General features: G+C 59.5%; 25 protein-coding genes and 1 pseudogene. 20 read left to right on the top strand and 6 right to left on the bottom strand.

Annotated elements, in window-relative coordinates; translation table 11 throughout:
- The 3 genes and pseudogenes from AC0YKC_RS31020 to AC0YKC_RS31010 all read left to right on the top strand — a co-directional run.
- Positions 1–588: PLP-dependent aminotransferase family protein (locus tag AC0YKC_RS31020; protein WP_488513802.1), on the top strand; the 588-nt coding region annotated here is incomplete at its 5' end.
- Positions 589–742: 154 nt separating this feature from the next.
- Positions 743–1,627 carry a formyltetrahydrofolate deformylase gene (gene purU, locus AC0YKC_RS31015; protein WP_488513801.1) on the top strand — a complete coding sequence of 295 codons (885 nt, stop codon included), beginning with the start codon at positions 743–745 and terminating at the stop codon, positions 1,625–1,627.
- A gap of 51 nt (positions 1,628–1,678) precedes the next feature.
- Positions 1,679–2,526, top strand: a pseudogene (locus tag AC0YKC_RS31010) (tetrahydrofolate dehydrogenase/cyclohydrolase catalytic domain-containing protein).
- Between the two features lie 70 nt (positions 2,527–2,596).
- Here AC0YKC_RS31010 and AC0YKC_RS31005 read toward each other — a convergent pair.
- Positions 2,597–3,532: a LysR family transcriptional regulator gene (locus tag AC0YKC_RS31005; RefSeq protein ID WP_488513800.1), complete on the bottom strand. Its 936-nt coding sequence runs from the start codon at positions 3,530–3,532 to the stop codon at positions 2,597–2,599.
- 932 nt (positions 3,533–4,464) lie between these two features.
- On the opposite strand from AC0YKC_RS31005, the gene AC0YKC_RS31000 reads away from it, so the two are divergent.
- The 7 genes from AC0YKC_RS31000 to AC0YKC_RS30970 all read left to right on the top strand — a co-directional run bounded on the left by AC0YKC_RS31000 (position 4,465) and on the right by AC0YKC_RS30970 (position 11,187).
- Positions 4,465–5,136: a hypothetical protein gene (locus AC0YKC_RS31000; protein WP_488513799.1), complete on the top strand. Its 672-nt coding sequence runs from the start codon at positions 4,465–4,467 to the stop codon at positions 5,134–5,136.
- Between the two features lie 108 nt (positions 5,137–5,244).
- The gene (locus AC0YKC_RS30995) at positions 5,245–6,675 is read left to right on the top strand and encodes a KamA family radical SAM protein (protein ID WP_488513798.1); all 1,431 of its coding nucleotides are present in this window, start codon (positions 5,245–5,247) and stop codon (positions 6,673–6,675) included.
- 47 nt (positions 6,676–6,722) lie between these two features.
- Positions 6,723–7,046: a ferredoxin FdxA gene (gene fdxA, locus AC0YKC_RS30990; RefSeq protein WP_488513797.1), complete on the top strand. Its 324-nt coding sequence runs from the start codon at positions 6,723–6,725 to the stop codon at positions 7,044–7,046.
- Between the two features lie 20 nt (positions 7,047–7,066).
- On the top strand, positions 7,067–8,395 hold the full coding sequence (locus tag AC0YKC_RS30985) for an aspartate aminotransferase family protein (protein ID WP_488513796.1): 1,329 nt from the start codon (positions 7,067–7,069) through the stop codon (positions 8,393–8,395).
- Positions 8,396–8,453: 58 nt separating this feature from the next.
- Entirely contained in the window at positions 8,454–9,311 is an 858-nt protein-coding gene (locus AC0YKC_RS30980) for a CoA transferase subunit A (protein WP_488513795.1), read from the top strand.
- Positions 9,308–10,096, top strand: a complete 789-nt coding sequence (locus AC0YKC_RS30975) for a CoA-transferase subunit beta (RefSeq protein WP_488513794.1) — start codon at positions 9,308–9,310, stop codon at positions 10,094–10,096. The genes AC0YKC_RS30980 and AC0YKC_RS30975 overlap by 4 nt, the downstream gene beginning before the upstream one ends.
- A gap of 77 nt (positions 10,097–10,173) precedes the next feature.
- Positions 10,174–11,187 carry a GlxA family transcriptional regulator gene (locus AC0YKC_RS30970; protein WP_488513793.1) on the top strand — a complete coding sequence of 338 codons (1,014 nt, stop codon included), beginning with the start codon at positions 10,174–10,176 and terminating at the stop codon, positions 11,185–11,187.
- A 117-nt stretch (positions 11,188–11,304) separates the two neighbouring features.
- Here the strand turns inward: AC0YKC_RS30970 and AC0YKC_RS30965 are convergent, their stop codons facing one another.
- Positions 11,305–12,225 carry a LysR substrate-binding domain-containing protein gene (locus AC0YKC_RS30965; RefSeq protein ID WP_488513792.1) on the bottom strand — a complete coding sequence of 307 codons (921 nt, stop codon included), beginning with the start codon at positions 12,223–12,225 and terminating at the stop codon, positions 11,305–11,307.
- A gap of 117 nt (positions 12,226–12,342) precedes the next feature.
- Positions 12,343–12,774, bottom strand: coding sequence for an Lrp/AsnC family transcriptional regulator (locus AC0YKC_RS30960; protein ID WP_488513791.1), 432 nt, complete (start codon positions 12,772–12,774; stop codon positions 12,343–12,345).
- A 124-nt stretch (positions 12,775–12,898) separates the two neighbouring features.
- Between AC0YKC_RS30960 and AC0YKC_RS30955 the strand changes: the two genes are divergently transcribed.
- From AC0YKC_RS30955 to amaB, 3 genes are all read left to right on the top strand, one after another.
- The gene (locus AC0YKC_RS30955; RefSeq protein ID WP_488513790.1) at positions 12,899–14,014 is read left to right on the top strand and encodes a saccharopine dehydrogenase family protein; all 1,116 of its coding nucleotides are present in this window, start codon (positions 12,899–12,901) and stop codon (positions 14,012–14,014) included.
- Positions 14,015–14,374: 360 nt separating this feature from the next.
- Complete coding sequence (gene hglS / locus AC0YKC_RS30950; RefSeq protein WP_488513805.1) at positions 14,375–15,784, top strand: 2-oxoadipate dioxygenase/decarboxylase HglS; 1,410 nt, start codon at positions 14,375–14,377, stop codon at positions 15,782–15,784.
- A 286-nt stretch (positions 15,785–16,070) separates the two neighbouring features.
- Positions 16,071–17,627 carry an L-piperidine-6-carboxylate dehydrogenase gene (gene amaB, locus AC0YKC_RS30945; RefSeq protein WP_488513789.1) on the top strand — a complete coding sequence of 519 codons (1,557 nt, stop codon included), beginning with the start codon at positions 16,071–16,073 and terminating at the stop codon, positions 17,625–17,627.
- A gap of 345 nt (positions 17,628–17,972) precedes the next feature.
- Here the strand turns inward: amaB and pcaF are convergent, their stop codons facing one another.
- From pcaF to AC0YKC_RS30930, 3 genes are read right to left on the bottom strand one after another with little or no spacing between them, the layout of a single operon-like run.
- Entirely contained in the window at positions 17,973–19,178 is a 1,206-nt protein-coding gene (pcaF, locus tag AC0YKC_RS30940) for a 3-oxoadipyl-CoA thiolase (RefSeq protein ID WP_488513788.1), read from the bottom strand.
- Positions 19,179–19,982 carry a CoA-transferase subunit beta gene (locus tag AC0YKC_RS30935; RefSeq protein WP_488513787.1) on the bottom strand — a complete coding sequence of 268 codons (804 nt, stop codon included), beginning with the start codon at positions 19,980–19,982 and terminating at the stop codon, positions 19,179–19,181.
- Complete coding sequence (locus tag AC0YKC_RS30930; protein ID WP_488513786.1) at positions 19,979–20,836, bottom strand: CoA transferase subunit A; 858 nt, start codon at positions 20,834–20,836, stop codon at positions 19,979–19,981. Before AC0YKC_RS30930 ends, AC0YKC_RS30935 begins: the two co-directional genes overlap by 4 nt.
- Positions 20,837–20,943: 107 nt before the next feature.
- Here AC0YKC_RS30930 and AC0YKC_RS30925 point away from each other — a divergent pair, with 107 nt between their 5' ends.
- The 7 genes from AC0YKC_RS30925 (at position 20,944) to AC0YKC_RS30895 (ending at position 26,202) form a co-directional block, all read left to right on the top strand.
- Entirely contained in the window at positions 20,944–21,714 is a 771-nt protein-coding gene (locus AC0YKC_RS30925) for an IclR family transcriptional regulator domain-containing protein (RefSeq protein WP_488513785.1), read from the top strand.
- A gap of 443 nt (positions 21,715–22,157) precedes the next feature.
- Positions 22,158–22,442, top strand: a complete 285-nt coding sequence (locus AC0YKC_RS30920) for a DUF982 domain-containing protein (RefSeq protein WP_488513784.1) — start codon at positions 22,158–22,160, stop codon at positions 22,440–22,442.
- A gap of 69 nt (positions 22,443–22,511) precedes the next feature.
- A complete protein-coding gene (locus AC0YKC_RS30915) occupies positions 22,512–22,799 on the top strand; it encodes a DUF982 domain-containing protein (RefSeq protein WP_488513783.1) in 288 nt (95 codons plus the stop codon).
- Between the two features lie 542 nt (positions 22,800–23,341).
- Complete coding sequence (locus AC0YKC_RS30910) at positions 23,342–23,677, top strand: thermonuclease family protein (RefSeq protein WP_488513782.1); 336 nt, start codon at positions 23,342–23,344, stop codon at positions 23,675–23,677.
- The gene (locus AC0YKC_RS30905; protein WP_488513804.1) at positions 23,577–23,891 is read left to right on the top strand and encodes a sunset domain-containing protein; all 315 of its coding nucleotides are present in this window, start codon (positions 23,577–23,579) and stop codon (positions 23,889–23,891) included. The genes AC0YKC_RS30910 and AC0YKC_RS30905 overlap by 101 nt, the downstream gene beginning before the upstream one ends.
- A 617-nt stretch (positions 23,892–24,508) precedes the next feature.
- Complete coding sequence (locus tag AC0YKC_RS30900) at positions 24,509–25,411, top strand: ArdC family protein (protein WP_488513780.1); 903 nt, start codon at positions 24,509–24,511, stop codon at positions 25,409–25,411.
- A 416-nt stretch (positions 25,412–25,827) separates the two neighbouring features.
- Positions 25,828–26,202, top strand: coding sequence for a DUF2958 domain-containing protein (locus AC0YKC_RS30895; RefSeq protein WP_488513803.1), 375 nt, complete (start codon positions 25,828–25,830; stop codon positions 26,200–26,202).
- Positions 26,203–26,215: the final 13 nt, after the last annotated feature.

Genomic DNA, 26,215 nt, shown 5'->3' with positions numbered 1-26,215 from the left:
ACTAACAAAAATCTACGCGGCCCTCGCGGAGGTCTCATTGTCTGCCGCGATACCGCCATGGGTCGGAAGATCGATTCAGCAGTGTTTCCCGGTATCCAAGGCGGGCCGCACCCGAACGTTATGGCGGCTAAAGCTGTTTGTTTTGGAGAAGCTTTGAAGCCAGAGTTTATTGAATACGCAAGTTCAGTGCTCAAGTGCGCACGAACCTTGGCGCGGGAATTGGAAGCGCGCGGATACAAAATTGTGACTGGTGGCACCGATACCCCGTTCACCATGGTCGACCTCCGCACCCGAGGTATTACTGGCGATACCGCACAGAAAGCTTTGGAAGAACATGGAATAACGGCCAATCGCAACCTTGTGCCAAACGACAAGGAGTCGCCCAACGTCACGTCCGGTCTTAGAATGGGCACGTCAGCGATTGTGGCTCGTGGAATGGGCGAGACCGAAGCGTCTGAACTAGCACGAATGATTGCCGATGTGCTGGATCAAGTCGCAGCGGATCCCGGCAAGGACCTGAAACCCGATGCCAACATCGTTGAGAAGGTGTCGTCAATGGCGGCGAAGTTTCCATTGTATCCAGTTTAACTAGGCATTTAAGACCTTGGTTTTCGTGCCGCAGCTACGAGGGCGGCACATCCTCCACAAAATCTGCCGGGCATCGAGAGGTCGATGAACATCGCGCCCTTGACATCTTCGCCGGCGACGCGCGCTGCAACTAGTCAAAGCGGATGTAGAAAAAATGAAACAGTATGTGATCACCGTCTCATGCAAATCCAGACGCGGGATTGTAGCGGCGATCTCCAATCTCTTGGCCACCCAGGGCTGCAATATTGTAGATAGTTCGCAATTCGATGATCTCGATACAGGCATGTTTTTCATGCGCGTCAGCTTCATTTCTGAAGAAGGTGCTGATCATGCTAAGCTCATGGAAGGCTTCAAGCCAATCGTTTCCGATTTTAAAATGCAGCTTCAAATTCAGGATGCGAATAGACGCATGAAAGTGCTGTTGATGGTCTCCCGCTTTGGCCACTGCCTTAATGATTTGCTCTATAGGTGGAATATCGGTGCGCTGTCGATCGACATTGTCGGCGTCGTGTCCAACCATTTCGACTACCAGAAGGTGGTCGTGAACCACGACATTCCGTTTCACCACATTAAGGTGACGAAGGACAACAAGCCAAAGGCCGAAGCCCAACTGATGGAATTGGTGGAGCAGACCGGTACCGAGCTGATAGTGCTTGCTCGCTATATGCAGGTCCTTTCGGATCAATTATGCAAACGTATGTCCGGCCAGATCATCAACATCCATCATTCCTTCCTGCCAAGCTTCAAGGGCGCAAACCCTTACAAGCAGGCCTATGAGCGCGGCGTCAAGCTGATCGGCGCGACCGCGCACTACGTCACCGCCGACCTCGACGAAGGTCCGATCATTGAGCAGGACATTGCTCGCGTCACCCATGCGCAGTCGGCGGAGGACTATGTCGCTATCGGCCGCGACGTCGAAAGCCAGGTGCTGGCGCGTGCAGTCCATGCCCACATCCACCGTCGTACCTTCATCGACGGCAACCGCACCGTGGTCTTCCCGGCAAGCCCGGGTTCTTACGCTTCCGAGCGCATGGGTTGAGAATGACAAACGCGATTGTAATCGACGGGAGACAAGCGGGGGGCCACGTTGATGGAGGTTGTGAAGGCCGCTGCGTCAGCACTTGAAACCGAAACGGGTTTGAAAACCGGACTCGCAGTTGCCATCGTCGGCGATGATCCGGCCGGCCACACCCATGTCGGCGCGAAGAGCCGCATGGCTAGGGAACGCGGCTTTGATTCCATTCAACACACCTTGCCTGCCGAAACAACACAGGACGAGTTGGCAAAACTCGTCCAATTGCTGAACGAGGATACCGATGTGCATGGCATCCTTGTGCAGCCGCCATTGCCGAAACGTCTCGACCCGGATTCGATAATTCAGTCGATCCGACCGAACAAAGGATGTCGACGGCCTGCACGTCGTCAATGCCGGCAAGCTGGCGACTGGGGATCTCGCGACCGGGCTGATTTCCTGCACGCAGCCGGCGCCATGCTCTTGGTTCGTGCCATTCACGTCAAGGACTTGTCGGGCTCAATGCCGTTCTAATCGGCCGCTCCAACCGGTTCGGCACGCCGATGGCGCAATTGCTGGTTCATGCCAACGCGATCGGTGACGCGGCGCATTCACGGACGAAGGACTTGGCCAAGGTTGTCCGCAATGCCGATATCCTGGTGGCGGCCGTCGGCCGACCGGAAATGGTGAGGGCGGATCGCGTGAATCCCGGTGCTACGGTGATCGATGTCGGCATCAACCGCATTCCAGTACCGGAACGAGGCGAAGGCAGGAGCCGACTGGTGGGCGATGTCGCTATGGTGAAGCTTCCGAAGTCGCCGCAGCGATCACGCCGGTTCCCGGTGGAGTCTGCCCGAAGACGATCGCCACGTTGATGTAGAATAGCGGCTTACCGAGCAAACGGCCTCGCTTTGGCGCCCTTTTAGGACTGAGAAACGTCGCGAAGGCGGAATAGGATACGTGTTATGCCATTGAGCAATGCGGATCCATCCAACCTCATTCTCCCAGATGTGCTTTCAATTGCTGCTTCACGGTTGCCGTTACTTCGTGAAGCACTTTGACGAATAGGTCGGCGTGGGTAGATCGAAGCCCTTCCGCTGGCCTCCAGAGTGAAACTTGGTACGGTACGCGCACGCTTAGCCTTCTCAGTACGACACCTTTTTTGCAGTAGTGAGCCGCCGTAAAAGGGTTGACGATCGATACGCCTACTCCAGCCGCAACCATCGAGCAGACGCCTGTTGCGGTTGTTGTTTCTACCGAAAAACGTCGCGAAATTCCTTCAGCATCGAAAATGTCATCGAGCTTGCGGCGATAGGGATCTTCTTGCGAGAAGTACACGAACTCCACCCCTTCAAAATCCCTCGGTTGAATAATTTTTTTTTCTACCAAACGATGCCCTGCTGGAAGCACGCACAACAATTCGCCGGCGTCAATTTTATCGGTCGTCGTTTCGTCGTGATCATAGCTCCCCTCGGTCAATCCGACGTCAAACATTTGAGTGGTGAGGTCGTGTCGAAGTGGAACTTCTTCGAGCGAGTGAACGGAAAGAAGGACCCGCGGACGACTATCGAGAAACCGCCTGGCCACGACGGGCATAAGTGCCTCTGCGTAAGCCGGGATACAGGCTATCCTCAGATAGGCACCGTCATGCCCCCTTATCGCGATCGCCACGCGACTGATTTCCTCCATTCCCACAAACGAGCGAGCGACCACCGAATGAAGCAGTTGCGCCTGATTCGTTGGCGTCAGTCGTTTGCCAAATCGATTGAAAAGGTCAAATCCGATCTGCCTTTCAAGGTCCCGCAACTCGCGGCTCACAGTAGGCTGGGATGTCCTCAGAGAGGTTGCGGCTGCTGTCACGCTCTTATAGACCATGATAGCATTGAATATCTCCATCTGGCGCTGATTAATCCGCACGATGGTCCCTAGCATATCGAAATTAAATCAATACCGCATCCGCAGTGTACCTTTTGGCATGATCTCTGTCGACAGGATAACGGTTTTTAGCCGACCAAATTATGAAAACGATGCGTGGAGCCCACGAAGACAGCCGATACGGCAGCCGTCGAGGAAGCGATTGAAACCCGTTTGGCATTTCTCGAATGGCGATCGAGACTTGCGTCAAAGCGCGGTGAGCTGATCCGCCTGCTGGGGCAGGGTCCGTCAGACGCTGTGGCGCATCACGTCCAACGCGCGATATTGGCGGCGGGTGCCGCAGAACGACCCATCGCCTTTGCCGATAATGACCGACCGGGGATCATGTTGGCGGACGCGTTGCGGCTTATGCTAATCGCTGGGCGGCGTGCCCTTCCAAGACGATCGCGGTCTTCACCAACAATGATGACGGTCATCGCACTGCCAGCGACCTCGCCGGCAAGGGCGTCCATGTTGCGGCCGTTGTCGACGCGCGTCGCGAGGCCAGAGCCTTCGCCGATTATAGCGTGATCGCGAGTGGCATGGTGATCGGTTCGCGCGGGCTGCTGGGCCTGACAGCCATCGAGGTTTCCGCGAACGGCCGCAGGAATGGATCGAGTGCGGTTCACTCGGTGTTTCGGGCGGCTGGACCCCGAATGTGCGTCTGACCTCCCATCATCGCGGCAGGCCCGTTTGGGATGCACCCTTGCAGGCGTTCCTGCTGGGCGCCGATGGTCCCGCCGTGCTGCTTCCGGTGGGTGCGGCCGCGGGCTATTTTCTCGCCCACCCAGACACTTCGCTCGGACGCCGAGGTGGCTCTGCGCGCGCTGAAGATCTCGCAATTACGGCAGCACTGCCAGTGCCGCCGGGGTCGGAGGAGTCGGGCTACGACGTCGCGCCCATTCTCCATGTACTGGCAAGGAGCGCGCCTGGGTCGATTCCACAACGACGTGACGCTGAAGGATATCAAGCTGGTCCGTCCGGTAGAGCATTTGAAACGCTATACGACACTGGGAATGGCGACGGACCAAGGCAAAACCGCGTACGTGACCGGGCTGGCGGTGATGGCGGAACTGACCGGGAAATCGATCCCGGAAACTGGAGCGACGATTTTCCGCCCGCCCTACACCCCGGTGACGATCTCCGTGCTGGGCCGCGGCGATACGGGGCTGCATTTTCGCGCGCACCGCCTGACACCGACACACGGCTGGGCTGAAGCGCAAGGTGTCGTTTTCGTCGGAGACCGGCCAGTGGATGCGAGCCGAATAGTTCCCCGCCAGGGCGAAAAGCATTGGCGCCAGAGCGTTGATCGTGAGACCGAGGCAGTGCGTTGCGCCGTGGGCCTGTGCGATGTCTCGACCTTCGGCAAGGTTGACGTGCAAGGTGCCGACGCAGGCGAATTTCTTAACCGGCTCTGCAGCAACGTCATGGACACGCTAAAGGTCGGTCGGGTCTGCTATGGGCTGACGCTGCGCGAAGACGGCTTTGCCTATGACGACGGCACCTGCGCTCGACTGGCCAAGGACCACTACGTGGTCACCACGACAACTGCCAACGCCGGGCTTGGTCTAAGCTTCCTCATGATCTGGGGTCATGGACTGGTGAGCAATATGCGCTTGTAAGCCAAGACACAGCAACCGACAATGAACAATGAAATCAGGACGTTGGCGAGATCGTGACGCAGCGGCCGTCCGCGACGCATCGAATATTGCAACCTGGAGGTTCGTGCTGTGAACACCATCGAAAAATACCAGCCCACGCAGCGCGAGCAGGCGTTTCTGGGCAGAGTCGCCAACGGCAAATATGACCGACAGATCATCACCGGCATAGCCAAGTTTGCCAGCGGCGACGTGGCTCAGGACATGCGGGGTTTCTACTCGCAGGAAGAACTGGACCGGATCCTTGAGCTGAAAGGCACCACAAAGGATCTTGAGGCCCGGATGCCGATCAAGATCACGCGCCATTACTACGAACAGGCGCAATACAGCCGCCCCATGCAAACGCTGGTGAAGGCCAGCCCCAAAGAAACCTACGATCTCGACGGTGCCGAAGATCCGGGCAAGCAAATGACATACAGCCCGCGTGAAGGGCTGATCCATAAATACGAGCTTGGTCTGCTCTACGTGGCGTCGACCTGCTCCGCCCACTGTCGCTTCTGCTACCGCGAGGAACTGATCGGCCGCAAGGAGATCACCCGTGAGGACGGGACAGTTGCTCCAAAAGGCTTGGCGCAGCTCGGCGAGATTGTCGAATACATTGGCGAGCACAACAGGGCGGTGGCCGCGAATGGCGGCCGCCATCCGGAAACCGGCCGTGAGAAGCTTCGCGAGATCCTGATGTCAGGTGGCGATCCCATGGTTCTGGGAAACAAGAATATCGCTGCCTGGCTGGCCGGGCTCGCGGAAGCCGGCGTCGAGAATATCCGCATCGGGACTAAGGAGCTGGCGTTTCATCCTCAACGGTTCGACCAGACTTTCTTTGCCATGCTCGACGCATTCCACGAGGTCTATCCGGAGGTCAGCCTGCGGATGATGGTGCACTTTAACCATCCCGACGAATTTCTCCGCAAGACACCGGATGGCGGCTATGTCGACAATCAGGGCGGTGGCCTGCAATGGATCCCCGAAACTCGGGTTGCGGTAAAGGAACTCGCTCGGCGTGAGTGGATTACAATCCACAATCAGTCGCCGATCATTCGCGATATTAACGACGACGCCGAGGCGCTGCGGATCATGCAACGCGAGATGCTCCGAAACGGCATCAACAATCACTACTTCTTTTGCGGCCGCGACATTGTCGGACACAAGGCTTTCAATGTCCCGATCGAGCGGGCCTGGCAAATCCTGAACGAGTCGCAAAAGGGCCTGTCGGGCGTCGAGGCCCATGCGCGGCTTTCGATCACACACTACAAGGGCAAGACAGAAGTCGCTGCGGTCACCAACGAGCCCGTGCCGGGCGTCCCGGGTGGTGAAAAAGGCGTCGTGATCTTCAAGCTGTTGCGTTCAGCCGCTGATGCAGGCGATCGATGCAAGGTGACCATCGTCGGCCGAAACCCGGACGCTATCTGGTTTAGCGGGTATGATGATCGCGTCATCTTCGACGAGGCCGGCCTCTATTCCATGTATGGGATCAACCCCGCATTCCTGCAGGCAGCGGAGTAGCTGCATAGAAAAAGATATCCGGTGTTTCCTACGGATGGGGACCAGACATGACCTATGTCGTCACCGAGAACTGTATCAAGTGCAAATTTACCGACTGCGTCGATGTGTGCCCCGTCGATTGCTTTTACGAGGGCCCGAACTTTCTCGTTATACACCCTGAAGAATGCATTGATTGCGATGCGTGTACACCAGTGTGTCCGGCAAAGGCGATCTACCGCGATACGGACCTGCCGGCGGATATGAAGCACTTTCTGGAGCTGAACGAAGAGCTTTCACGAATGTGGCCCAACATAACTGATTCCAAGGAACCACTTGCCGACGCAGCGGCCTGGGATGGGGTGCGAGGCAAGTTCAGCCACTTGGAACGCTAGCTGCTATCGGGAGATGCCGTGTGGATTCGAATTTGCATACGAATATTTCAAAAAGCGCAGCCCTGTTTGAGCGCGCCAAGTCCATTTTGCCGGGCGGATGCAGCCGAAACACGATTTTGCGCAAGCCGCATCCGATCTACGCCGAAAGGGGGCAGGGGTGTTACGTCTATGATGTGGAGGGCGTCCGTCGCACCGACTTCGCGAATAATATTGCCTCGCTGATTCACGGGCATGCACATCCGGCAATCGTTGCTGCTGTCAGCGAACAGCTGCAGAAAGGAACCGCGTTTACGCTCGGCACCGAAGTCGAGATCGATTATGCCGAGTATATTCGCAGCCGCAATCCTGCCTTTGAGCGAATCCGCTTCGTCAATTCGGGAACCGAGGCGGTCATGGCGAGCCTCAAGGCTGCCCGGGCATTCACCCGGCGGCCCAAGATCGCAAAGGTCGAAGGGGCGTATCACGGCCTCTATGACTACGCCGAGGCAAGCCAGACGGCCAAGCCGGACAATTGGGGACAGCCAGAGCACCCGTCCAGTGTTGCTGTATCGCGCGGAACGCCTCAGCGCGTGCTCGACGATGTCGTTGTTATCCCGTTCAATGACGTGCAAAGGGCGCTCAAGATACTCGACGAACACCGCGAGCAATTGGCGTGCGTGCTTATCGATGTGCTTCCTCATCGTATAGGCGTGATTCCTGCGGCGGAAGATTTCATTCAGGCTCTGAGACGCTGGACCGAACAGAACGGGGCGCTTCTGATCTTCGACGAAGTGATCACGTTCCGGTCCAAATTTGGAGGGGCGCAGCAATGGTATGATGTCCAGCCGGACATCACCGCCTTGGGCAAGATGATAGGGGGCGGCTTTCCCGTCGGGGGCATTGCCGGACGCGCGGACGTGATGGAGGTCTTGAACCCCCTAAACGGGCCGGCGCCTTTCCCGCTTTCTGGCACTTTTTCGGCAAACCCAATCACGATGATCGCCGGCCATACGGCGATGAAGCTGTACGACCGGGAAGCTGTTGACAGGCTCAATGCACTTGGCGAGCGCGCGCGGGGCTTAATCGGCGAAGCGATCAAAACAGCGGACGTGCCCGTTTGCGTTACCGGCCGGGGGTCTATGTTTCGAATCCACCTGTCCGCGGATGCGCCGGAGAACTACCGGCAGGCTTACCTGTCATCGGAGAAAGCTGCACTTCTTTCGGCTTTCGTCGGGCACCTTTTCGACGGCGGCCTGCTCATGGTCGAAACCGGCACCGGCTTTCTGTCCACGGCCATGTCGGAGCAGGACATCGATGACATGACGGCTGTGGTTCTCGCAGCTTTGCGCAAGATGAAACCGTACCTGTAACCAGCCCCTCGCAGCCATATCCAGCCGAGCGACCAAGTTAAACGTGGAGCCCACAATCGTGGTGAAGTTCTGCTCCCTAGCCGAAGCCTTAGCGGAGAACCTTTTTGATGGCGACAGCGTGGCGTTCGAAGGATTCACGCATCTCATCCCCTACGCCGCCGCACACGAGGCGATCCGGCAGGGGCGGCGGAAACTGACCCTGATCCGCATGACGCCGGACCTGGTCTACGACCAGATGGTCGGAATGGGGATAGCGAAGAAGCTCATCTTCTCCTATCTCGGCAATCCCGGCGTCGGGCTCTTGCGACGCTGCCGCGACGCGATCGAAAATTGCTACCCGCGCCCCGTTGAGATCGAGGAGCACAGCCATGCCGGTATGGCGAACGCCTACGAGGCGGGAGCGGCCGGGCTGCCGTTTGCCGTGTTGCGCGGCTATCGTGGTGCAGGACTGCCCGATGTCAATCCGAACATCAGATCGGTCAGCTGCCCATTCACCGGCGAGACGCTCGCTGCCGTGCCGGCACTCAGGCCCGACGTCACCTTCATCCACAAACAGAAGGCGAACCGCAAAGGCGACGTGTTTATCGAGGGTATCATCGGCATTCAGAAAGAGGCAGTGTTGGCTGCCAGGCGCGCGGTGGTGACGGTGGTGGAAGTCGTCGAGGACTTCGCCGACGTGCACCCCAATTGCTGCGTTCTGCCTCAGTGGACGATCAGAGCGATAGCTGTCGTGCCTGGCGGCGCGCATCCCTCATATGCAAGTGGCTATTATGCGCGCGACAATGCGGCCTATCTCGAATGGGACCGCATCGCCGCTGGCCGTGAGGCCTTCCGCGCATGGATGGAGACAAACGTGCTCGACGCGAAGCCTGAAGATTTCGCGAGCCGCGTCGGCCATTTGCGGAGGGCGGCATGAGCGGGCTCGCCTTCACGCCGGAAGAAATGATGACGGTTGCCGCCGCGCGGGTGCTGACAAGCGACGATGTCTGCTTCGTCGGCATCGGCGCGCCATCTTCGGCCTGCAACGTGGCGCGACTGACGCACGCGCCAGGGATCACGCTCATATATGAGAGCGGCACGATCGGCGCCGCCCCAAAGGTGCTTCCCTTGTCGATCGGCGATGGGGAACTCTGCGAGACGGCCGTGACAACCGTCTCGGTGCCAGAGATGTTTCGTTACTGGCAGGGCGGCCGCATTACAGTCGGCTTCCTCGGCGCCGCCCAGCTCGACCGCTACGGCAATATCAACACCACAGTCATCGGCGGGTATCACCATCCGAAGACACGGCTTCCGGGAGGCGGCGAAGCGCCAGAGATCGCGGCCTCTTGCGGTGAGATCTTCATCACAATGAAGCAGTCGCTGCGGGGTATGGTTGAGAAGATCGATTTCTTCACCTCCTTCGGTCACGGCGACGGCGGTGAAGCGCGGGCGAAGCTCGACATCAGGACCAAGGGCCCGACCCTGCTTGTCACTGACCTAGCCGTGTGGAAGCCGAACCCTGAAACAAAGGAGTTCACGGCGGTGTCGCTTCATCCGGGCGTTACACCAAGTGCCGTCCAGGCAACCTGCGGCTGGCGAGTGAAATTCGCTGATCGCCTCGAAGAGACGCCGCCACCCACTGACGCCGAGCTTGAAACGTTGCGCGATCTGAAAGCGCGAACCGACCGCGGGTGTCAGCCGGGAAGGCGATTGGTAGCGTGACCATGGCCGGAGCCGTGACAACATGTTCCTTCTTTCCGGGACCAAATGAAGGCGGGAGAGCCCCGCAGGACAACTCCTTGAAGCTTAACCTGCTTCTTCTGCCGGGATTTTCCTCGCTCAGCCTCTCTTCATTTTTAGAACCGTTTTACCAAGCCAACTGGAGCGCCGGCGAAAGTCTGTTCAGTTGGCGTCTAGTCGGGCCAGACAAAAGGGCGGTTGTTAGTTCAAGTGGTATCAGCATCGCGCCTGAAACTGACATAGACTCCTACAGACAGGACGACGATAAATCACCCTTTGTCATCATAGGCGGCGATCGCATAGAAGAACACAAGACATCCGTACTCTTAACGCTTTTGCGCACGAAGAGCCGCCATAAGCTGCCAATCGTTGGGATTGGAACCGCTCCATGGCTGTTTGCAGATGCTGGTATCTTGCATTCCGGAATGCATTGTACAATCCATTGGTCGAAACTAAGAGCTCTCGCAGAGAAATACCCTGAGCTCGTCGTAGAAGATTGTCTCTTTGTACAGGAGGGCTCGATCATCACATGCGCCGGGGAATACGCATCATTCGACCTGGCGGCTGATTTGATTTCCTTTCGGCACGGCGAGGATTTGGCGCGGCGCATCTGCTCCCAGCTGAATGCGGACAGATTCCGCACGGGGACCCACTGCCAGTCCTTGCCGGCTGGGATCCGCTACACCGGCACGGCAGAGAAGCTTATTCGTGTAATAAAGCTGATGGAAGGAAACTCGGAGAATCCGCTACCACTCGACAAGATTGCACGTACGGTAGCGCTGTCGCGTCGCCAGATCGAGCGTCTCTTCATCAAACATCTCAAGTCAACCCCGATGCAGTATTACTCCACCGTGAGGCTTAGACAAGCGCGACAGCTTCTGGAAACGACGAGTATGTCGGTCATTGAAGTGGCTATCGCCTGCGGCTACGTTTCTTCTTCACATTTTTCAAAGACCTTCAAAGATCATTTTGGCCTCCTGCCGAGCAATGCCCGTTTATGGGCGAGCACCCTTACGCCTGGACACGCCGCCCGGAGCGCGTCGCGTGGCGTGGGGAATAGCTGCGGAACTTGAAAGCCTGAGGTCGGTATGGAGTTGTCTATCTCAATGGTCACGCGGTCCACCTGCCGCGGGTCCTGTCTGCCAGTTTTGACCTGCAACTCGGCTCTGGGACGCCAAGGTGAGGGTGCACTACGGCGACGAAATGGGGACGGCGGGGCGCCGAGCGGCGGATGTCAGCCACCGCGTAAAAGCATTCACCTGCGGATTAACGTCGCCAGCTGGGCTTACCACGAAGTAGCTGTTATGGGTCTTCAGAGATGTCTCGCTAAGAGGCACCAAAACTTCACTCTCAAGCTCCGTTTCGATCAGATATTTTGGCAGAAGGGCGGCGCCAATTGAGCATACGGCTGCCGAAATAATCATCGAAAACTGATCGAAATGCCGGCCGCTCAGCAGCCGCTTGTCGCTTATTCCGTTTAACGCGAACCAATCTATCCAGGCGCTTTCGCGGGTAATGAGATGTAAGAGCGGAGCCTCTAGCAGGCGAGCGGGCTCAGTCAACGCGTGCGCATCGCGAAATCTGGGGGAGGCGACCGGCAGCATCTCCTCATCGAACAATTTCGTCATGCGGGCATCCGGCCAATCCGCCTTTCCGAAGTGGATCGCCACGTCAAAGCGTTCCCGAGAGAGATCGAACGGGACAGTCCGAGTCTCCAGCCTGATTTCGATATTGGGATGATTGGTAAGGAACGTTGGCAACCGTGGGATCAGCCAACGGCTGCCAAAGGTTGGCAGGATGCCGACACGCAGTGCTAGGTTTCGCTCTCCGGCGGCAATGGCCCGCACCACCGACTGCTTGAGATTTCCGAGATCGATCGCTAGATCAGCAGCAAACCGCCTGCCGGCCTCGGTTAGCACCACCCGGCGTCCCACACGTCGGAACAACGTCGTACCGATCATCTCCTCAAGCTCCTTTACTTGCCTGCTAATGGCGCTTTGCGTGAGATGAAGCTCCTCGGCTGCCTGAGTAAAACTGTCGTGCCGCGCAGCAGATTCAAAGCTCCGCAACAGGGCATAGGACGGCAGATTGTGGTGACCAACCGAATGCATAGGCCTAGCACCTCCCATGAGCGGAACTCATGCTTCCTAACTATTATGGTCGGCCGGTTCATATCAACCGGCATCTGCCAAGGCTACTGCTGCAGATGGTCCGCGATGCCGCCGCTTCTATCGTTGGAATCGCGTCGACAGGATGACCGACGATTGCGTTTTCTCGACACCATCGACCTCGCCAATCACGTCAATTATCCTATCAAGTTCGCTGATCGATGACGCAGCTACATCGACGATTAGGTCGAAGGCTCCGCTGACAGAATGAACCGACATGACTTCCGGCAAGGCACGAAGCGCTCGGACGACCGCGCCAAGCGCCTTGGACCTGAGGACGATCATAACATGGGCCCGAACAAGGCCGTGCTCATAAGCATCTGTGAGCCTTAAGCCATATCCCGCGATGACCCCCTCTTGCTCAAGACGGTCAACCCGCGCCTGAACGGTTGTGCGCGACAACCCCAACCTGCGCGCGAGCACTGAGATAGGCGTGCGCGCGTCTTCCGCAAGCAGCATCAGAAGTTGGCGATCTTTTGCCGAAACCTGCATTCCGCTAAGTTATGCCCTGCGATATGATCAATAGGTCTAGAAATTTTATAAAATTTAACGCTGCAAATCAACCAGATAACGTGAGAGCGTGAGAACGTGGATCGTTCGCTGAAGGAGAATAATAATGAAAGACGTGGTCATAATCGGATCAGGAAAGATCGGCTCAACGATCGCTCGGTTGCTCGCGGACACCGGCGACTATCAGGTTACGGTTGTCGACCGCAGTGCCGAGCAACTGGCCGACATTGAAAGTGGTCCCGCGCTTTCGACGGCATACCTCGATATCAGCGACGAAGAGGCCTTAACTGCGCAACTTTCCGGCAAATTCGCCGTTCTCAGCGCGGCGCCTTTCCAGTTGACCGTAGCGATCGCCACCGCCGCTGCCAAAGCCGGGGTGCATTATCTCGACCTCACCGAGGACGTTGAATCCACTCGGCAGGTTAAACAGATCGCCAAAACAGCCAAGACCGCATTCATTCCACAATGCGGTCTAGCGCCAGGTTTCATCTCCATCGTGGCGAACGATCTTGCAGGCAAGTTTGACAGCCTCGATAGCGTACGGCTGCGCGTCGGTGCACTCCCGCAGTTCCCGAGCAACGCCCTGAACTACAACCTCACCTGGAGCACTGACGGGGTCATCAACGAGTACATCCAGCCCTGCGAGGCCGTCGTCAACGGCGAACTCGTTGAAGTGCCGGCACTGGAAGAGCGCGAAGAGTTCTCGCTCGACGGCGTCACATACGAAGCGTTCAACACTTCCGGCGGCCTGGGCACGCTCTGCGAAACCCTCAAGGGCAAAGTCAACACGCTCAATTACCGGACCATACGCTATCCCGGTCATGCCGCTATCATGAAGGCGCTCTTGCACGACTTGGGACTGCGATACCGCCGCGATGTCCTGAAGGATATACTCGAACACTCGCTGCCGACCACGCTGCAGGACGTTGTGATTGTCTTCGTAACCGTTTCCGGGCGCCGAAACGGCCGCTTGCTCCAGGAAACCTACGCCAACAAGATCTACAGCACGCAGATTGCCGAGCGCGCAACAAGTGCGATCCAGATCACGACCGCATCCAGCATCTGCGCAGTTCTGGATCTGCTTGCCGGCGACAAGATCCCGATCCAAGGCTTCATCCGCCAGGAAGACATTGCACTCGACGCGTTCCTGGAAAACCGCTTCGGCGTTTACTATCGCCAGAGAGAGGCGGCGAAGGGCCACAGCGTCACGGCTGCCGCATGAGCAGGCGTTTCCCACACCCATGTCGATCGGCGTCCTTTCCGCGACCGGCCAGTTCCGAACAGCGAAAGGCGGGGCTGTCTCCTGCTCAGGCGGCCAGTTCAGTTAATAGGACCTCTGAACTTTTCGTTGGCAGCGCTATAGCAGCGAAGAGCCTTCCGCCGGGAGATGCTTGTCGCTGCTTCGCTTCGTATTCATTCCAATTCGGAATGAACTTCTGAATAGATATCCATATCGTAGCCAGTCGAACAATGGTTTAATCGTATCCAGAGCACGCAAGCAGCCGTATCCGGCTGCTGCTTCTTTGTCCTGTCGGCATTCGTGGAGGTCCGGATGACGCATGCTCAAATAAAGTCACGCAGAATGTCCCCGGTGAAAGTCTGCGCCGACGACGTGCGGTCGCTTTTCTCGCGTGCGATGTCGAAGATGTACCGCGCCGAGGTACCGCAGTACGGCACCCTCATTGATCTCGTCACCGACGTCAACGCTGCAACGCTGTCTAATGACCCGGACTTGGAACGAGCGTTGTGGCGCAACGGTGAGCTGCACCGGCTCGGTGTCGAACGTCACGGCGCTATACGTCTTGGCACGCCACAAGAACTCTTCACCATCCGCCGCGTTTTTGCGGTGCTCGGCATGTATCCGGTCGGTTACTATGACCTTTCGGTCGCTGGCGTGCCTGTGCACTCCACTGCCTTCCGCCCTGTCGAGGAAGAGGCGTTGCGGCGCAATCCGTTCCGCGTCTTCACCTCGCTTCTTCGCCTCGAACTAATCGAGGATAAGGCGCTGCGCAAAACGGCGGCGCGCATACTGCAAGAGCGACAGATCTTCACTCCGCGAGCCCTAGAACTCGTCGAGGTTTTCGAGGCCGCGGGCGGCCTCGACCAGGCGGAGGCCGAGGAGTTCGTAAGCGAGGTTCTGGAGACCTTCCGGTGGCACAAGGATGCTACAGTGACGTTGGCCACCTATAACAAGCTGCACACCGCGCACCGGCTGATTGCTGACGTAGTTAGTTTCCGCGGACCGCACATCAATCACCTGACGCCGCGCACGCTCGACATTGATGCCGTGCAGGTTGGCATGCCCAAACGCGGCATCACGCCCAAGGCCGTCATCGAAGGTCCGCCGCGTCGCAAATGCCCGATCCTGCTTCGCCAGACCAGCTTCAAGGCCCTTGAGGAGCCGATCGAGTTTAAGGCCGAAGACTACGGGCCTGCTGGGGGTAGCCACACGGCTCGATTCGGCGAGATCGAGCAGCGCGGCGTAGCGCTCACGCCTAAGGGGCGCAAGCTTTATGACAAGTATCTGGCTTCAAGTCGCCGTAATGTCCAGGTTGGCGCCGCAGGCTTGAATGCCGCTACCTACGAGACTCGACTGGCAGAGACGTTTAAGGAATTTCCCGACAGTTGGAGCGCACTGCGCGAACAGGGGCTCGCCTATTTCCGTTATTCGCCCACGCCACAAGGCCTGCATGCCGCGGCCCGGGAAAAAATCGTGCCGCCTTTCGATCAGCTGGTCAGCCATGGCTATTTACGATTCGATCCAATCACCTACGAGGACTTTCTGCCGGTTAGCGCGGCTGGCATCTTCCAGTCGAACCTTGGAACCGACGAACAGCAGAACTACGCTGAACACTCCAATCGCCGGGCCTTCGAGGAAGCTTTGGGCACAAGGGTCGCCAATGAAATGGACATCTACGCCAAGACGCAGCAGGCGTCGATCGAGGACGCCCAAGCTCAACTGAGCAGGGCCGCAAGTGAGTGGCAACTATGATCGCTTGGCGGCCTAAGGCATTGAGAGACTTCACGGACTCTCGAGCGCCTGGCAATCGGCGCTATGACGCGCGCGAGTGTATGCCCGCCGTAGCGCTAACAGCATCTAGCAAGTCGCGTGAGGCGACATTCGCTGTGTGTTCGCAACTCGCGCCCACCGGCGCGGTCGAGCACTAGCCTGCAACCCCGGAACTCGCTGGTGACTGTTCAGTTTCGCTGCGGGGGCAAATCGATCGCGCAGCCGTCGCGGGACTGTGACGACAACTCATTCCAACAGGAGAAATGCCATGACATCCCAACCCCCGCAGTTCAGCGCCCGATCACTCGCCGACGAGGTTACCGGAATCCTCGGCCGCTGTGGTGTTGATGCCGATGCGCTCCATCACGGCGAACTCGTTGTAACGTCTCCCATCACGGGCGAGACGCTCGCTAAGTTAACAACCGTCGACGCCGCTGCCGTCAAAGTGGCTGTCGAAAATGCCCATGCTGCATTCCTCGAGTGGCGACTGGTGCCAGCACCGAAGCGCGGTGAGTTGATCCGCCTGCTTGGCGAAGAGCTCAGGGCAGCCAAAGACGATCTCGGTCGCCTCGTCTCAATCGAAGTAGGCAAGATCCCGTCCGAAGGCCTGGGCGAGGTACAGGAGATGATTGACATCTGCGACTTCGCTGTCGGCCTGTCGCGCCAGCTTTACGGTTTGACCATCGCCACGGAGCGCGAGGAGCACCGGATGATGGAAAGTTGGCACCCCCTTGGCGTCGTCGGCATCATCTCCGCATTCAACTTTCCCGTGGCCGTCTGGTCATGGAACGCAGCGCTGGCTATCGCGTGCGGAAACTCCGTTGTCTGGAAACCTTCGGAAAAGACCCCTCTCACCGCCTTGGCGGCCGAGGCTCTCCTGCGTCGGGCCATCGCGCGCTATCGGGAGCGCGGGGGCAGCATCCCCGAAGGATTGTCGACCGTCATCATTGGGGCGCGGGTCGTAGGCGAGGCGTTGGTTGATCATCCCAAGGTGCCACTCATCTCCGCTACCGGCTCCACAGCAATGGGCCGCGCTGTGGCACCTCGGGTCGCATCACGCTTCGGTCGAGCGATCCTGGAGCTGGGGGGAAACAATGCTGCCATCGTCACCGCGACCGCCGATCTCGATCTGACCTTGCGCGGCGTCGCATTCGCTGCAATGGGCACCGCGGGACAGCGCTGCACCACGCTGCGGCGACTTTTCGTGCATGACACCGTCTATGACAGTTTCGTGCCGAGGCTCAGGAAGGCTTACGAATCCGTCTCGGTCGGAAACCCGCTCGAACCAGGCAATCTAATCGGCCCTCTGATCGACAAGGCAGCATTTGAGGCACAGCAGGCTGCGCTTACGGAGGCGAGAGCGGCTGGCGGTAGGGTGTTCGGCGGCGAGCGGGTCGAGGCCGGGTTCGGCACCGACGCCTATTATGTCCGGCCGGCGCTGATTGAAGTTGCGGAGCAAACCGTAACGGTTGAAAAGGAGACTTTCGCTCCGATCCTCTACGTCCTACGCTACAGCGATTTTAACGAGGCACTCTGGTTGCACAATGACGTGCCGCAGGGGCTCTCGTCGTCGATCTTTACCAACGATCTGCGAGAGGCAGAGACTTTCTTGTCTGCCCGTGGTTCAGATTGTGGCATCGCGAATGTGAACATTGGACCCTCGGGTGCCGAAATAGGCGGGGCGTTCGGGGGCGAGAAGGAAACTGGCGGCGGGCGCGAATCGGGCTCGGATGCTTGGAAGGCCTACATGCGCCGAGCAACCAACACGATCAATTTTGGCCGTACCCTTCCGCTCGCCCAGGGCGTCAAGTTTGATGTCGCGTGAAGACACAGCCCCTGCTGGCGGTCGCGAGCTCGCGGCTTGGACCGCGGATAAGTAGAGAGCTCAAGTGAGCGGTTTGAAAGCCGAATCTGCCGACGATCCACGGCAAGACTGCCGTCACGATCGAGCGGCACGCCCTGCCGGTTTCCCTCCCGGCCGGCAGGGCGCTTTGTCATTCGCGATAGGGCGCCGCCGCCAGCGTGTCCCGTCGCGTCAGGCTATGGGTCCTTGAACGGCGGAACCGCAGAACCGCATCAGATCGCAGAGCAGATCAGCTCTATCGGTGCTGGCGGTCACGTCGATTCCGGCAGAGGCCTGCGAGGAGCTTCCCTTGATTGGAGGAAGCCGTCAAACTCGCTCAAAGGCAATCGCAATACCCTGGCCGACGCCGATGCACATGGTGGCTAAAGCCAGCTTGCCGCCGCGCTCGCGCAGCTCGAGCCCCACCGTGCCGGTGATGCGGGCGCCTGACATGCCGAGCGGGTGGCCGAGCGCGATCGCGCCGCCATTCGGATTGACGTGCGCGGAATTCTCCGCGATGCCGAGCTGGCGCAGCACGGCGATACCCTGCGAGGCGAAAGCCTCGTTCAATTCGACAACGTCGAACTGGTCGGGCGCCAGGCCGAGGCGGGCGCAGAGCTTCTTCGTGGCCGGCGCCGGTCCGATGCCCATGATGCGCGGCGCCACACCGGCGACGGCGCCGCCGAGGATGCGGGCGATCGGCGTCAGCCCATGCTTCTTCGCCGCTGCCTCGGATGCGATTATGAGGGCGGCCGCGCCGTCATTGACGCCGGACGCATTGCCGGCGGTGACCGTGCCGCCCTGGCGGAACGGCGTCGGCAGTTTGGCCAGCGTCTCGACGGTCGTTCCGGCCCGGGGATGCTCGTCCTTCGAGACGACGATCGCGTCGCCTTTCCTCTGTGGGATGGTCACCGGCGTAATCTCCTTTGCCAGCCGGCCATTGGCCTGCGCGGCCACCGCCTTGTCCTGGCTGCGCACGGCGAAGGCGTCCTGGTCGGCCCGGCTGACAGAAAGATCCTCGGCGACGTTCTCGCCGGTCTCCGGCATGGAATCGACGCCATACTGCTTCTTCATCAACGGGTTGACGAAACGCCAGCCGATGGTGGTGTCGTAGATCTCGGCATTGCGTGAGAAGGCGGTGTCCGCCTTCGGCATGACGAAGGGCGCGCGGCTCATCGATTCGACGCCGCCGGCGACCATCAGCTCGGCCTCACCTGATTTGATGGCGCGCGCGGCGATGGTGGCGGCATCCATGCCCGAGCCGCACAGGCGGTTGACGGTCGAGCCAGGAATGTCCTGCGGGAGGCCGGCAAGCAGCAGCGCCATGCGCGTCACGTTGCGGTTGTCCTCGCCGGCCTGGTTGGCGCAGCCATAGACGACGTCATCGATGGCCGCCCAGTCCACGCCGGAATTGCGCTCGACCAGCGCCTTCAACGGAATTGCGCCGAGATCGTCGGCGCGCACGGAGGACAGCGAACCGCCGAAGCGGCCGATGGGCGTGCGGATGTAATCGCAGATGAAGGCTTCGGTCATTTATGCAGCTTTCCCTTTGGCGGTCCCTTGATGCGCCGCCTTGGTGCGGGCCTGCAGGTCGCGCAATGTCTTCAGCTCGAGTTCCGTCGGCGCCGGCGTCTCGTCAAGGGCCTCCGCGAACTTGACCGTCCAGCCACAGGTTTCCTGCACCTGCTCGCGGCTGACGCCCGGATGCAACGAGACGACGGTGAATTCCTTGGTCACCGGGTCGGGTTTCCATATGGCGAGATCGGTGATCAGAAGCGTCGGGCCGGCGGTGTCGATGCCGAGGCGCTTGCGGTGGTCGCCGCCTTCGCCATGGCCGAAGGAGGTGAAGAAGTCGATCTTCTCGACCATGCCGCGCTTCGACTGCGCCATGGTGATGTAGACCTGCCTCGACGAGGTGGCGATCTCCGGCGCGCCGCCGCCGCCGGGCAGGCGGGTCTTGGGATGCGCATAATCGCCGATGACGGTGGTGTTGATGTTGCCGAATTTGTCGAGCTGGGCGGCGCCAAGGAAGCCGATCGAGATGCGGCCGCCCTGCAGCCAGTAGCGGAACATCTCCGGCACGGCGACAGTGGTGACCGCCGTTTCGCACAACTCGCCATCGCCGATCGACAGCGGCAGCACGTCAGGCGCGGTGCCGATGGTGCCGCTCTCATAGATCAAGGTGATATCCGGCGCATGCGTCAGCCGCGCGACGTTGCAGGCCGCCGACGGCGCGCCGATGCCCACGAAACAGACATCGTCACCTTTCAGCGCGCGGCTGGCGGCAATCGTCATCATCTCGTTCGGGGTGAAACCCATATTCTTCGCGCCGCTCATGCGCCTTTCCTCAGATGCTCGACGCGGCCGGCAAAGTCGTCGGCGCTGCTCTCGATAACGTTCTTCTGTATCCAGGCCTGGAAGCGGTCGCGGTCGGCGGCGATTTCGTCCCATTCCAGATAGGAGGCGTTGTCGCGCTGGTAATAGCCGTGCGTGTAGGAGGGATGCGAGCCTCCAGGCACGAGCGAAATCGCCGCGATCGTCCAGCTCGGCAGCACGGTAAGATTGGGGTGGAGGTCGTCGAAATTGTCGACTACTTCCTCGACCGTCACCACGGCGCGCCTCGCGGCAAGAACGGCCTCTTTCTGGACGCCGATGATGCCCTCGGCGAGCACGTTGCCTTTCCGGTCCGCCTTTTGCGCATGGATGAAGGTGACGTCGGGTCTTATCGCCGGAACGGCGGCAAGCACCTCGCCGGTGAACGGGCAGGTGACGGATTTGATGTTCGGATTGACCGCGGCGAGCCCGGCGCCGCGATAGCCGCGAAACACCGCGCAAGGCAGGCCGGCTGCGCCAGCCTCATAGGCGTTGGCCATGCCGGCGTGGCTGTGCTCCTCGACCTCGATGGGGCGCGGAAAACCGTTCTCGATTGCGTCGCGGGCACGCCTGAGGAGGCCGACGCCCGGATTGCCGACATAGGAGAAGACGATCTTCTTCGCCATGCCCATGCCGATCATCTGGTCGTAGATCAAATCGGGCGTCATGCGGATGAGAGTCAGGTCGCGAAAGCCCTGGCGGATCGCCTCATGCGCCGCGGCGGTGGGGATCAGATGGGTGAAGCCCTCGAAAGCGACGGTGTCGCCGTCATGCAGATTTTCGGCAACCGCCTCTTTCAGCGGCAGGAACCTGACCATTTCACGCTCCGTCGATTGCAAAAGTTCGTATTGCGAACATGTGTTTTGTATGAGATACTTCTAGCCTTAAGTTTCGTATTTAGTCAACCACCGGCCCGGAGACGTTCGTGGAAGACGAAGCAATTTCACGCGACCATGTCGGCTCGCTGGAGCGCGGCCTTGCGGTGATGGAAATCCTCGCGCGCCATCCGGGCGGCATGACGCTGACCGAGATGGCCGAGGAGGCGGATCTCACCCGCGCGGGCGCCCGCCGCTTCCTGCTGACCTTGGTCGCCACGGGCTATGCGACGCAATCCGGCCGGCTGTTCTCGCTGTCGCCACGTCTTTTGACCGTGGCGCGGACCTGGCTCGGCGGCGCATCGCTCTGGACCTTCGCGGCGCCCATCATGCGCGAGGTGGCGGGAAAATTCGACGAAGCCTGCAACGCAGCGGTGCTGTCGGGCGAGGACGTCGTCTATGTCGCGCGCATCCCCGGACGGCGAATCCTGAGCGTCGCGCTCGACGTCGGCACCAGGCTGCCGGCTTATTGCACGTCGATGGGGCGCGTGTTGCTATCCGGGCTGACGGGGGAGGACTTGAAGACCTTCCTGACGCAAGCGACGATCGAGCGGCGGACGCCGAAGACGGTCACCGGCCGCGCCGCGCTCGGCAAGGCCATCGACAAGGCGAGGGCGGAGGGCTTCGCCGTCGTCGACGAAGAGCTGGAACTCGGCCTGCGCTCGATCGCGGTGCCGATCGTCGATCGCGCCGGCCGGACCGTCGCCGCCATCAACGTCTCGACGCAATCGGCGCGTTTCTCGGTCGAGGCGATGGAGCACGAGATCCTGCCGGTGCTGCGGCAGGCCAAGCAGCGGGTGGAGGAATTCTTCTTCGTCTGATCGGAAGGGCGGCTGTGAGGCCGGTAACTTCTCTGGTGTTACGCGGCGGGCAGATCGAAAGCCAACAGAGTGGTTTTTGTTTTGGCGATGTCGACTGCACAGTCGGTCCGAGCCGATTCATGAAGGCTATGGGTGGTCACCAGTGGCACCGCTGGTGCAACGTTTGGTGAGGTTTTATAGGGTACTCGAGGGCCGTGGGTACTGAGGACGTCTGGAGGCCCTTTGCCCCTCGCGTCGACCTTGACGAAACTCTTCCTGGAATTAGATACCTGTCACCGTGACCTATGCCGACGCCGCTTTATGGCGAGAGCAAAACCATTCTTATTCTTCAGCACTCTCCATTTCTTGGCATCGCTGTTGTCATCCCGATCAAAATTTGCCGCGGTGGGATCTGCGTCCAGGCGACCGCCGTGGTTCTCGACGGATGAAAAGGGAATATTTTCGTGAAGCGCTCAACCTACATCGTGCAAGAGATTGCAAGTCTTGCCGAGGCCATCGATCTTCTCGATGAATGGCCGCAAGATCGCATAGATCGTGCCCGCGAAACTGCCCTTCGGACGTGCCATGATGCCGACGATGGACACAAGTCCGTAGGTGCGGCGCGTAACGCGCTTACCACTTTGGAAAGCAGGCTGCCATATTGGAAGATGCGACCTCTACGATTTAGTATTTTGCGGCCTGCAATCGGGCGCCGCGAAATTCTAAATTCTATTGGCGGATGCGACTAGGGCGAGACGCGATTATAGTCCGGCTTTAGCATTCGGCGCGCAGACGGGCTATCAAGGGGGGGAGCCGACGTGAGCAGGTTCGAAAGGCCAGTCGTTGTACAGGTTGGCCGCCATGGCTCAGAGCGTATCGTGCTCGACGTCAATGACGCCGCCGCTATCTTGCTGCGGGATATTGGCCGTCAGACCGAAAAGAGCAAGATAGCAATGGACGTCTGTCTGCAGGTGCTGCGTGGCAAGGCTCGGTCGCCAGTTGCTCGACGCGCTTTCGTAGCAGCCGCACTGGAAGCAAAGATACTGCGCGGCGATCAAACCGACCTCTCGCGCAGCGCCTCTTCGATCTCTCGCTGCCTGATATAGCCTTGGCTACGACCCATCACCAGCAGTCGCGTTTAAAGCCAAAGCGCGCAAACGCTCCTCCAGGCCGTTTGTTCAAGCAACTGCTAAAGCAGGTCAACATGCCGGACGCCCATAAAAGCCGTTTCATGACAGCTCCTGGAGAGGCAATGTCCGTCCGATTTGGTGACAGGCAAGCCGTCGGGCGGTCCCCATAGGATTCTAGACTTTCCGTTTGTTTTGGGCACATTCTTGCGCCGGGGAGAAGGGCTTGGATAAATCCCGCTATAACGATCGGACGCGCCCGTGGCGCACGGGTACCGGCTCAGGACGCTCCCCATACAGCGCTGGACGAGCGTGCCGATGCGGCTGGTATTCGTCAGCGTGGCCGCAGCTTCCGCTCTGGTGACGCAGTTTGTCATGCATAACAGCGGATCACTGCCGGAAATCAATCTGCAGAACCTCATCAAGCCGAAACCGGTGGCACTTGGTGGGGTCGCATCTGTGATCGACGGCGACACGATCGAGATCCATGGCCAACGCATTCGCTTCAATGGCATCGATGCATGGATTCAGCACAGCAGTGCGACGACGCCAAAGGCTTGCCGTATCAACGTGACGCTAGGTCAGCTGGCGCCCTCGATGCCTTTCTCGCCGCCTCACGACCAACCCAGTGCACGTTTGTGCGGTGGGATCGGTATGGTCGGTATGTTGGCAATTGCAGGCGGGCCGATGGTGCCAGCGTCGCCGCCTGGATGGTCGAGAACGGCCATGCTGTTGATTGGCCGAAATACAGCCAAGGTGCCTACGCCATGCTGCAGGGGAAGGCCAAGGCGGCAAGGGTTGGCATCTGGGCAGGACCATTTGAAGTGCCGGGATTGGCGTGCCCAGCATCGCGCTGATACCGAACAGCCATCGACGCTCGCTCCCCTGCCCGCAGCCTCGCCCAGTGCCTGCAACATCAAGGGCAACATCGACGCCCGCGGTGAGCACATCTATCACATGCCCGGCCAGCAGTTTTACGACCGCACGGCGATCACGACCAGCAAGGGAGAGCGCTGGTTCTGCATCGAGGAAGAGGCCGTGGCCGCCGGTTGGCGCAAAGCAAGGCGGTGAGACACAGGGCCGGTGTGTCTGCGGCTCGGATCGATCCGCGGGCGGTTCTGCCACTGCTGCATGCTTCGGGCGGCCTTAGTGAGATTGCAGGAGCCCAGGCCGTGGCCGGAGAACGCGGAAGGTGTCGCGCGACTTCCGGGACGACATCAGTCACCGACCTCAATCGAATTCTGATCACACCACGTCCTCAACGCTCTTTCCTGCGCATTCGCTTGAAAACGAATCACCGATCGAGCGCACTTCCGCTGCAACACAGCCTTGAATCTCGCAAGCAGGCGGACATTGTCGTTCGGCGCCCCACATAGTTTGCCGCGGAGTCACGCATCAGAGGTCGGCACTACGGGGTGCTCCCGAATCCCCTGGTCTGATTTCGGCGATCAAAACGATCCGCTCTCCATGCCCTGCCTGGCCAGCAAGCCAGCTTCGAAAGCAAATGAAAACCGCAAGAGTGGCGAATTGGCGTCATGGACATGACGATATCGATCGCCTCATGCCGCAACAATGGTCAGACGGGGCGGCGCCGCTGGCGCGAAGGGAGGTGGAGAGCAGGGCCGGGCAGCCGTGACGAGTTGGGAGGCCGGAGAGAGTCTTCGGCCGCTCGTCACGGAGCTTTCCGCATGTCACGTGACCGAGCCGACATTTATGCACGTATAACCGACCAGATCATCGCGGCGATCGAGGCCGGCGCCGATGAGTATGTAATGCCCTGGCATCATGATGGGACAGCAACCGCCCGCCCGATAAACGTTGCGTCCGGAAAGGCGTACCGCGGCGTGAACACGCTCGCCCTATGGGCCGCGGCACAAAGTGCCAGACACCCCGAGGGCCTGTGGGGGACATATCGCCAGTGGCAGGCCCTTGGAGCCCAGGTGCGCAAAGGCGAGAGGTCCACAACCGTCGTCTTCTGGGGGCAGATCGGCGGCCACACTGCCGAGCAAGATGACGAATCTTCCAGCGATGCTGACGAACGTCGGCGTCTATTTGCCCGCGGCTATTCGGTGTTCAACTGCGCGCAGGTCGATGGTTATGAGCCCGAGCCGACGGTTGCTCGCACAGAGCCAGAACGCATTGCGCATGCCGATGCATTCTATGCGAATCTTGGCATCAATACCGTTTATGGCGGCAACGAGGCCTACTATTTGCCGGCGACTGACCGAGTGTTTATCCCAAGTTTCAGTTCATTCAGAGATGCTGCTTCTCATTATAGTGTGCTTTTCCATGAAGGGCTCCATGCCACGGCAGCGAAACATCGACTTGACCGCGATCTAACCGGACGGTTCGGCTCCGAGGCCTATGCCATGGAGGAGATCGTCGCCGAATCTGGTGCAGCCATGATACTTGCCGACCTGTCCATATCGGCCCGGCCCCGGCCGGATCATGCTGCCTATATCTCCAGTTGGTTGACGGTGCTTCGCAATGATACCTCCGCCATTTTCACTGCATCAAGCAAGGCTCAGGCTGCCGTGGACTGGATGCATGCCCAACAGCCCTCCAATCAGGTCAGCGCCGCCGCGGCATGAGCGGGACTGAGGCGGGTGTCTGTGGCATCCGCCGATACTGCGCGCGATCGACCCTTAGGCGACCCTTAGTCGGCGCAGCAGCCACGCGAAGGACGCTCGAGGAGGGCGGACACCAGAATCGCTTTCGACCTAATGCCGCAGTACGCGCGTCGCGCGGGACAAACCTCATCAGGATGTCCGTCTGGAAATGGCGGCCAAGGCCAAGAAGCTTCTCGATTTCACCGCCTAATCCTGCGGAGCCGGGCCGCGAAGACTTTCGTTGTCTGCTCCCGTGAGCTTCACCATCCACATCGTTCCCAGCGCCGTCTCCGAAGCAAGGGGGACGGCGCTATTTTTCATGACGGTTAAGGTGCCGGAAGAAGGCTTTCGGTCGGCCGTCGTGGAGCAAACCGATGAACGAAGCCACTTGTAACCCCATGCCTCTGCTGACGCCTGACCAACGCGAGCAGCTTCTCGCCAATGGACGCCAGAGCGATCGCGACCATGTGCCCGTGGTTAAATTCTTCAACCCCGTCGGTATCGGCACGTGGCTTGCCACCGAGCTCGCCGAGGACGGTGACACGTGTTTCGGTCTAGCGGATCTCGGCTTCCCGGAGCTCGGATCGTTCAGCCTCGAAGAGCTTGCCACGCTGGTCCTGCCGTTCAACATGCACATCGAGCGCGACATCCTTTTTAACGGCGTCTACCCGATCTCGACCTATGCCGAAGTCGCACGGCAAACCGGGAGCATTAACGCTGCCATCCAAGCCCTCTCGCTTGCCGCACGGCCTGCACATGGGCAGGGCGACTGAAGCGCTTCCGTCA

This window comes from Mesorhizobium sp. CNPSo 4661 (assembly GCF_057784215.1).
The sequence above is the reverse complement of the archived record's forward strand: the minus strand, read 5'-3'. Positions and strand labels throughout refer to the sequence as shown.